Genomic DNA, 8,579 nt, shown 5'->3' with positions numbered 1-8,579 from the left:
CGGCGGCTTTCTCGCGCCGATTCTGATTGCCACCGGCAGCAACAATCACGTCGCGCTGTTCAGCTACTACGCCGTGCTCAATGCGGCGATTTTCGTCATCGCCTGGGTCAAGCCCTGGCGCGCGCTGAACCTGGTCGGCTTTGCGTTCACCTTCGGTATCGGCACGCTCTGGGGTGTACTCAGCTACCGGCCCAAGCTGTTCGCCAGCACTGAGCCGTTCCTTCTGCTATTTTTTGCTTTTTATCTTTTGTTGCCTTTGCTGTATGCGCGCCGGCTCGCCCCGGACAAGCGCGATCTGATCGACGGCAGCCTGGTATTCGGTACGCCGTTGGTCGCGTTCGCGCTGCAGGCGGCGCTGCTGCACGGCGACCGCATGCAGCTCGCCTATAGCGCGCTCGGTGCCGCCGCGATTTATACCGTGCTGGCTGCACTGGAATTGCGCCGCCTGAAACTCAATCTGCTCGGCGAATCGCATGCCTTGCTGGCACTGGGTTTCGCCACGCTGGCCGTACCGCTCGCGCTGTCCGCGCGTGCGACCGCGTGCACGTTCGCGCTCGAAGGGGCGGGCTTGGTCTGGCTCGGCTTGCGTCAGCAGCGTCGCGTACCGCGCTGGATCGGCTACGCCTTGGAGGTGCTCACCGGACTTGCTTTCTTTGTCGGCTACGGCGCCAGCGCCGACGCACGGCCCATGCTCAATCAGGCACTATTCAACGGCGAATTTTTCGGTGCGGCGATCCTGGCCCTTGCCGGCCTGACCACCTCGCGCCTGCTCACGCGCGCCGATATGCGCGCGCCGCTCGCATCCGCGTTCTTTGCCTGGGGCGCGCTGTGGTGGTATTTCGCCGGCGGCAACGAGATCGACAAGTTCGTGACCAGCGCGCTGCGCTTCGACTACTGGCTCGGCTTCATCGCGGCGAGTGCGTTGATCGCAGTCGAGGCATATCGACGCCTCGACTGGCGTGAATGTCTGATTCCGGCCGCGGCCGCGATTCCGATCGGCCTGCCGTTCATCGCGCTGACCATGCTCGACGGCCACGGCCCGCTCGAAGGCTGGCATATCGCCGCGTGGGCACTGTGGCTGGTCGCCGCATGGCGTATTTTGCCGGCGCTCGTCGCCCGCCATGCACAGGCGGGGCAGACCCTGCATCTTGTGTACTTGTGGATTGTTGTACTTGTGCTCGGCGCGGAACTCGCGCATCTCGCCGATGCACATTTCGCGCTCGGCGCGGTCTGGGTCGGCCTCGTCGCGCTTGTGCCTGCGGCCCTGCTGTTCCTGCTCGCGCTGCGCCGCAGTGCGCTTGTGCACTGGCCGCTCGGCGAGGCTGCGGAACCGCTGCGCAACGCCCTGCTCGCCAGTCTCACCGTCCTGCTCGGCCTAGGCTGGCTGCTCGGCTTGTTCGACGAAGGTCGGCCGGTACCACTGCCGTATCTGCCTGTCGCCAACCCGCTCGAACTCGCGCAGATCGGGTTCCTGGTGCTGCTGGCGCTCTGGTTCCGCCAGGCCGAAAGCGAAGGCACGGCACTCATGAGCGTGGAGTTGCGCGCACGCGCGCTGGCGCTGGCAGCCCTTGCATTGCTTACCGCGATCACGCTGCGCAGCGTGCATTTTCTCGGTGGCGTGGCCTGGGACGATGCGCTTTTCGATTCGCCGCTGGCACAGGCCGCACTTTCCATCGCGTGGACGTTTGCCGGCATTGCCACGATGCTGATCGGCGAACGCCGCGGCTCGCGCGCGGTGTGGTTCGGCGGCGCCGCGCTGATGGGTGTAGTACTGGTCAAGCTGCTGCTGATCGATCGCCGCTACCTGCACGACCTGCCTGCGATCATCGGCGTCCTCGTGGTTGGCGTGCTACTGGTGGCGGTCGGCTATTTCGCGCCGGTACCGCCGAAGTCCGCGCCCGCCGGAGAAGTTTCATGAAAACGATGCGTATTGCGACAATCGCCATTTTTATACTTTTGAGCGGAATGCCGGCGCAGGCCGGCTATATGCGCAGCTACGCCTATGCGTGGCCGTTGACGCTGGCTGGCGACAGCGCCGCGTGGCAGATCGAACCGACGGCCGAAATCTACGCCGCGATCAGCGATGCGCAATTGCGCGATCTCGAAGTCGTCGACGGCGACGGCAATCCCGTACCGATGGCCCAGCGCGCCGCCGAATCCACCGGTGCCGCCCCCTTGGCCTACGCCGAGCTGCCGCTGTTCGCATTGCCGGCGCACGTCGATGCCAAGACCGACGACGGCTCGCTCAGCCTGCGCATCGAGCGCGGCGCGGATGGTCGCCTGCGCAGTCTCGACGCAGGACTTGGCGCCGGCAACGCAACCATCTCCGGCGCAGCCGACGATTTCATCATCGATGCGAGCAAGCTCGATGCACCGATCGATAGCCTGCGCCTGGATTGGGATGAGGTTGCGGATGCGGTCAACGCACAGTTCGCGCTCGTCGGCAGCGACGATCTGCAGACGTGGCGCAATCTTGTCGCGAACGCGAGCGTGCTCGCCCTCAACCAGGCTGGCAATCGCCTGAGCCGGCACGAGATCGCCCTCGGCGGCGTGCGCGTGGCTTACCTGCGTTTGCATCGACTCGATCATGGCGCTGCCTTGCGCGGATTGCGCGTGAGTGCGCGCTCGCTCGCACCATCGAGTCCGGTCCGCGCTGCGCGTCAATGGCTTGCCGCAAATCCGACTGCCAACGAAGCGAATGAAAATCCGCCGCCGGCCATGGCGATTTATCGCTACGTCCTGCCCGCCGCGTTGCCGGTCGAAGCGCTGCGGCTTGAACTGGCGAGCGACAATTCGATCGCGCGCGTGCGCATCGCCAGCCGTGCGCCCGCAACCACCGCATGGATACCACGCGGGGATTTCACCGCATTCCGCCTGAACACCGCGCCGCAAAGTCTGGGCGAGAGCTTGATCGGCAACGACGAAGTTGCGATCAACGCTGCGCCGCGCAACAGCGAGTGGCGCGTCGAGGCATCGCCGCCGCTAGACCGCGCACCGACCTTGAATCTCGCCTGGCGGCCGGATCGCTTCGTGTTTCTCGCGCAGGGTCAGGGGCCGTATCGCCTGATCGCCGGCAGCGCGAATGTGCGGCGCGCGGAATATCCGGTCGACATCGCGCTGGCCCAGCTGCGCGGCAAACTCGGCCAGGACTGGCAGCCGCCGCTCGCCCAACTCGGCGCGCGCGACACGCTGTCGGGCGCCGACGCGTTCAAACCTGTGGTGGTGGCGAAACCGCACGACTGGAAAACCTGGCTGCTCTGGGGCGTACTTATCGGCGCGGCCGCACTTATCGGTGGTCTGGCCTTGAGTCTGCTGCGCAAGCCGAAAGCCTAGACTCGATCAATGTCCCGGGATTCGGATAGCGTTGTATCGCTGGCTTGCAGCGCCGCGCAATACAAGGCGAGCAACCACCAGAACAAAAGCCCCCACTCCGCGGAGTAAAACGCAAAATAGGTATTCAGCGGAAACGCCATCGCGGCCAGTGCGAGACCCGGCGCGAACGCGCGTGCTCGCGTGTCGGGCGAAGCGCGCCGCCATGCGCGAAGCGCGATTGTGGCGCCGGCAATCCAGAACAGCAGGCCGATCACGCCGGTTTCGCTGAGCACTTCGAGCAGCAGATTGTGCGCGTGAAAAGCGCCTTCATCGCCATGGAAATGGCTGAAGCTGTCGTTCGCTTCGGCGTACTGCGGGTACGCATAGCGGAACGCGCGCACGCCGACACCGTTGACCGGATGCGCCTCGATCATGCGCAGCGCCGTACCCCAGATGCGCACGCGCCCGGCGCTCGCTTCGTCGACCGACTGTTCGGAACCCTGCAGCGCCAGCAGGGTGCGCTCGACGCGCGCGTTGAATGCCGCGGAATCGCGCAGCGCGACCAGCGCGGCGAACGCGACCAGCGCGGCCGCAACCGCGCTCCATCCGAGAAAGCGCAACGGCGCGCGCGTTTCGCGCCAGGCGAAAATCAGCACGACCAGCGCGTACATCAACCAGGCCGCGCGTGAACCTGCAAGCAGTATCGGCACCAGGAGGAATGCAAACGCGACGATCAAGCCGCCGCGGCCGAACGCATCGCGCGCGGCGACCAGAACGAACGGCGAAAGTACTGCTAGTACTGCGCCGAGCTTGAGATTGGTCGCGCCGAAAATGCCGGACAGGCGTTCTTTTTCCGGAGCCCCGGCGATGCTGTATCCGGTAAGCGCCTGCACCCAGGCGTCGAGCAGCCAGAGCACGACGATCGCGGCGATGGCCTGCACGATGCGCGGCCAGATGCGCGCGTCGTGCAGAGTCAGACAGGCGAATGCGGCAAAAGGTAAAAAGCGCAAAAATGCACCCACGCTGCGCCAGGAAGGCGCTTGCGCCATCGAGTCCGGCGCGGAAATCAGCGCAGGCAACCAGTAGCAGACGAACAGCAGGCCAGCCAGACGCAGGCCATGCAGCGCCGAAAGCTCGTGCCGCTGGCGCCAGGCCAGCAGCAAACCCGCAAGCGCGGCGATATCGAACGGGATCTCGAAGCTGCGGTGCACGGGCAGCAGGACGAGCACGCCAAGCACGAGCAGTGCCGGCCAGCTGTCACGCAGGAAATTCGCGAATGATTGATTGCGATTCACGGGTTCTAATCTCGCCCGGCGATTGTTTCGTACAGCTTCAGCGTCGCCGTCTGCATGTCGGCGAGCCGGTATTTTTCCAGCATGGCGACCGGCGGCGCAGCGCGCAGCAATTCGACAGCGCGTTCGCTCAGGGTCAGCAGATCACGCGGTGCGACGGCGCCGGCAGGATACAACTCGCCGAGCAATTCGCCGACACCGCCGTGCGCGTAGCCGAGCACGGGCTTGCCCAACGCCAGGGCCTCGACCACGGTGCGGCCGAAGGATTCGGGCTGGTTGGACAACTGCAGGATCAGATCGGAAACCGCGTACACATCGCGCACATCGTCACGCGGCGGCGTGATGGCGAGGTGGGCGGCCACGCCGAGCTGCGCGGCAAACTCCTCGATCTCGGCGATATACGCCTCGCGTCCGGCATCGCGCGCACCGAGCAGCAGCAGGCGTGTATCGACTCCGCGCGCACGCAGGGCGGCAAGCAATTGGATCGCATCGTGATGACCCTTGAGCCGCGTGCCACGCCCGGGCAGGGTCAACAGCGCCCCACCCGCAAGCTGCGGGAACTCCGCGCGGAAGCGTGCACGCCAATCCGCGCTGGGTTGATATCCACGCGGGAATTCGGCCGGATCGATCCCGCGCGGAATAACGGTGAGGCGCGTCGGATCGAGCTGCGGATAATGCTGCAGCACATAGTCGCGCAAGGTATTGGACACGCAGATCACGCGCTCGCCGCGAGTCAGGATCGCACTGTAGCGGCCCGGCGAATTGAGGCCATGCACGGTGGTGACGAAATGCGGACGTGGCGCAGCGAGACCGCGCAGCGCCCGCCAGCCGATCCATGCGGGCAGGCGCGAACGCGCGTGCACGATATCGGGTTTCAGTTGGGTAAATAGACGTCCAAGCGTCCAGATGTAGCGCAGCGTCGCCGGCGCCTTGCGCCCGATATCGAGCGCGATATGTTCGCTGCCCGCGGCGACGAATTTTTCGACCATACGGCCAGAGGCGCAAATCGCAATCGAGCGATGTCCCGCAGCGACGAGCGCCGCGCCGATTTCCAGGGTCGAACGCTCCACACCGCCTGCATTCAGCGCGGGCAACAGTTGTACGACCGTCAGGGCGCGCTTCGCCATGCGCTCGGCGCCGGGTTCTTCGATCAGGCTTTGAGCACGAACAGCGCGCTGCAATACGGGCACCTGGCGCTGCCGCTGGCTTCGATGGCCAAATACACTTTCGGATGCGAATTCCACAAGGCCATGCCGGGCATCGGGCAGGACAGCGGCAGATCGGCGGCGGTGACCTCGTAGCGATGTTCGGCATTCGCCGGAATGAGCTTGTCGGCCGTGGCGGAACGGGGCGGTGAAACGGCGGCGGCCATGGCGCAATCCTGATTCGCTGAAAGTCGCGGAACGCGACCGTATGCGAAATTCTAGCAAAATCGGATACCGCAGGTGCGCAAGGGCATGGCGGCGACGAGCGCTGCGGGTCCGGTCAAACTGCGAACCCAGCCGCAGTCGTGTGTTGTGCAAGGCCGCGTTTCAGGCGCACCCGAAGTAGGTATGATGCGCTATCCATCTGCAATCGGGAGTAGCGTCGTGGATTTCAACAAGCTCATCGCTCGCGTCAAGAACATTCTGCTCACACCGAAAACCGAATGGCCGGCGATCGCAGCCGAACCGGAAACCGTCGTCGGCCTGTACAAGAATTACATCATGATCCTCGCCGCGATTCCGGCGATCGTCGGCTTTCTGAAACTGAGCGTCATCGGCGTCAGCATACCTTTTGTCGGCGGCACGATCCGTCTGGGCGTCGGCGCCGGGGTCACGCAGATGATCGTGACCTATATCGTCGAACTCGGCGTGATTTATCTGACGATGCTGATTATCGATGCGCTGGCGCCGACCTTTGGCGGAGAAAAGAATCAGGTGCAATCGCTCAAGTCGATTGCCTACGCCAAGACGGCGGGCTGGGTCGTGAGCATTTTCGGCCTGATCGGCGCACTGGGTTCGCTGGCCTTGCTGGCCGCCGCGATCTACGGCATTTATCTGCTTTACATCGGCCTGCCGTTCACCAAGAAGTGTCCGCAGGACCGCGCGGGCGGTTATGCGGCGGTCACGATCATCCTCTGCTTCGTGATGGCGCTGATTTTCGGATTCGTGCTGGCGAGCGTCACCGGCATCAGCGGCGCAATGTCCGGTGCGATGAGTGGCGGCTTTCAGTCGAGCAGCACCTACACGCCCGACAAGAGCGGCACGCTCGGTGCGCTGGCCGCGATGGGTCAGCGCGCCGAAGAGGCGAGCAAGAAGATGGATGCCGCGCAGAAATCCGGCGACAGCAACGCGCAGGCCGCGGCCGCCGGGCAGATGCTCGGCGCCGTGCTCGGCGGTGGTTCCCAGGTCGAGGCGCTGGCACCGGATGCTTTGAAACCGTTCCTGCCGGACACGCTCGCCGGATTGCCGCGCACGAGCTTCTCGGTGGAAAAGCAGTCGCCGATCGGCGTGCAGGTGTCGGTCGCCAAGGCGACCTATCGCAACGCCTCAGGCAGCCCTTCGTATGACCTCAGCGTCACCGACATGGGCGGCGCCAAGGGTCTGATGGCACTGGCCGGGTTTGCCAATGTCGAGGAAGACAAGCAGAGCGATCAAGGTTACGACAAGACCTATCACCAGGACGGCCGTCTCGTGCATGAGGAATGGAACAATTCGGGCAGCGGCGAATATACCGTCGTGCTCGGCGACCGTTTCGTGGTCGCCGTGAAAGGCTCGGGTGTGGCCAATGTCGATGCGCTCAAGGCGGCACTCGGCGGACTCAATCTGGCCGGACTCGAAGCGCTCAAGACGCAGGGCGTCAAGAACGGCTAGGCTCCATCCTTCTCCCGCTGGGAGAAGGTGCCGAAGGCGGATGAGGGAAAAGCCTCGCGCAAGTCGCGGACGCATCGGCGCGCCGTCGCGCTCTTCCCTCACCCGGCCCTTGCGGGCCACCCTCTCCCGATGGAGAGGGGAGGCAAGTTATTTCACGAGATGCGAATCCAGCGTGATGTGCACGGGGATTTCGTCGCTGACCATCGGAACATACTTGGTCACGCCGAAGTCCGAACGTTTGACCACGATATCGGCGTCGAAGCCGGCGCTGGCCATCTTCATCATCGGATTATCGCCGATCTTGTTGATCTTCGTATTCAGCACGACCGACTTGGTCACACCATGAATGGTCAGATCACCGATGATCTTGAGCGCATCGGTACCGGCTTTTTCGACCTTGGTGCTGGTGAACGTGATGTTCGGGTACTTCGCCGCGTCGAAAAACTCATCCGTCTTCAGATGCGCATCGAGCTTTTCCACACCGGTGTGCAGGCCGTCGAGCGGCAGCGTTATCGACACTGAGGATTTGGTGAGGTCGGCTGTGTCGAGCATCAGGTCGCCGCTGATTTTTTCCAGGCGCCCGGCAGGGTTCGAGAAACCGAAATGGTTCCAGTGGAAGGTGACCGCCGTATGGTTCGCATCAATATCGTATTTCTCGGCGGCGAACGCGGGCAGACTGGCCAGCAACAGCAAAGCAATCGCGAAACGTTTCATTGAATGACTCCTGGACGAATTTCGGGGAGGAAGCGAAAGCCGGAATCTGCGTTTGCAACCCAGACTCCTGCAACGGGAGTAATTATAACGAGGCCGCCAGCGACGATTGCGTGCGCCAATGGGACAGTGCGGCATATGAACCGTACAATCGCCGCGTGAAACCCATCAGCCAACTCGATTCGCCGCGCGCCAGCGGAGTTTGTGTGATCACCGACGGCGCAATGGGCAACGAACGCCAGGCGCTGGCGCTCGCCGGTGCGATGGGTCTGACGCCGGCGGTGCATCGAATCCGCTTGCGCCCGCCATGGCGCTGGTTTGCGCCAAGTCTCGCCGCAGGCGCGCAACTGGCGCTGTCCGGCCGGCAACGGCGTACGCTGACTCAGCCTTGGCCGGCACTCGCGATCGG

The 8,579-nt window shown here is 64.1% G+C and carries 8 protein-coding genes; 4 read left to right on the top strand and 4 right to left on the bottom strand.

What is annotated here, in order from left to right; translation table 11 throughout:
- Together VIE67_RS00605 and VIE67_RS00600 are read left to right on the top strand one after the other, a co-directional pair.
- Positions 1 to 1,918 (top strand): DUF2339 domain-containing protein (locus VIE67_RS00605; RefSeq protein WP_332022287.1); only part of this gene is annotated, 1,918 nt, incomplete at its 5' end.
- Positions 1,915 to 3,333: a DUF3999 domain-containing protein gene (locus tag VIE67_RS00600; protein WP_332022286.1), complete on the top strand. Its 1,419-nt coding sequence runs from the start codon at positions 1,915 to 1,917 to the stop codon at positions 3,331 to 3,333. The genes VIE67_RS00605 and VIE67_RS00600, both read left to right, overlap by 4 nt.
- Here VIE67_RS00600 and VIE67_RS00595 read toward each other — a convergent pair.
- Genes VIE67_RS00595 through VIE67_RS00585 form a run of 3 tightly spaced genes read right to left on the bottom strand, consistent with a single transcriptional unit; the run spans position 3,330 to position 5,976 of the window.
- A complete protein-coding gene (locus VIE67_RS00595) occupies positions 3,330 to 4,607 on the bottom strand; it encodes an O-antigen ligase family protein (RefSeq protein WP_332022285.1) in 1,278 nt (425 codons plus the stop codon). The two genes, VIE67_RS00600 and VIE67_RS00595, sit on opposite strands and share 4 nt — an antisense overlap.
- A gap of 5 nt (positions 4,608 to 4,612) precedes the next feature.
- Positions 4,613 to 5,731 (bottom strand): glycosyltransferase, encoded by a 1,119-nt coding sequence (locus tag VIE67_RS00590; RefSeq protein ID WP_332022284.1) that lies wholly within the window; start codon positions 5,729 to 5,731, stop codon positions 4,613 to 4,615.
- Between the two features lie 23 nt (positions 5,732 to 5,754).
- Positions 5,755 to 5,976 carry a zinc-finger domain-containing protein gene (locus VIE67_RS00585; protein WP_332022283.1) on the bottom strand — a complete coding sequence of 74 codons (222 nt, stop codon included), beginning with the start codon at positions 5,974 to 5,976 and terminating at the stop codon, positions 5,755 to 5,757.
- Between the two features lie 217 nt (positions 5,977 to 6,193).
- Between VIE67_RS00585 and VIE67_RS00580 the strand changes: the two genes are divergently transcribed.
- On the top strand, positions 6,194 to 7,459 hold the full coding sequence (locus VIE67_RS00580) for a Yip1 family protein (RefSeq protein WP_332022282.1): 1,266 nt from the start codon (positions 6,194 to 6,196) through the stop codon (positions 7,457 to 7,459).
- A gap of 147 nt (positions 7,460 to 7,606) precedes the next feature.
- On the opposite strand, the gene VIE67_RS00575 is transcribed toward VIE67_RS00580, so the two are convergent.
- Complete coding sequence (locus tag VIE67_RS00575) at positions 7,607 to 8,173, bottom strand: YceI family protein (protein ID WP_332022281.1); 567 nt, start codon at positions 8,171 to 8,173, stop codon at positions 7,607 to 7,609.
- 155 nt (positions 8,174 to 8,328) lie between these two features.
- On the opposite strand from VIE67_RS00575, the gene VIE67_RS00570 reads away from it, so the two are divergent.
- Positions 8,329 to 8,579, top strand: a 251-nt coding sequence (locus tag VIE67_RS00570; RefSeq protein ID WP_332022280.1) for an ELM1/GtrOC1 family putative glycosyltransferase, incomplete at its 3' end; no start/stop codon positions are given.

The sequence above is a fragment of the Rudaea sp. genome (assembly GCF_036560865.1).
In the GTDB taxonomy this organism is placed as follows: Bacteria; Pseudomonadota; Gammaproteobacteria; order Xanthomonadales; family Rhodanobacteraceae; genus Rudaea.
Note: the sequence above shows the minus strand (reverse complement) of the source record. Positions and strands in the feature narration are given on the sequence as shown.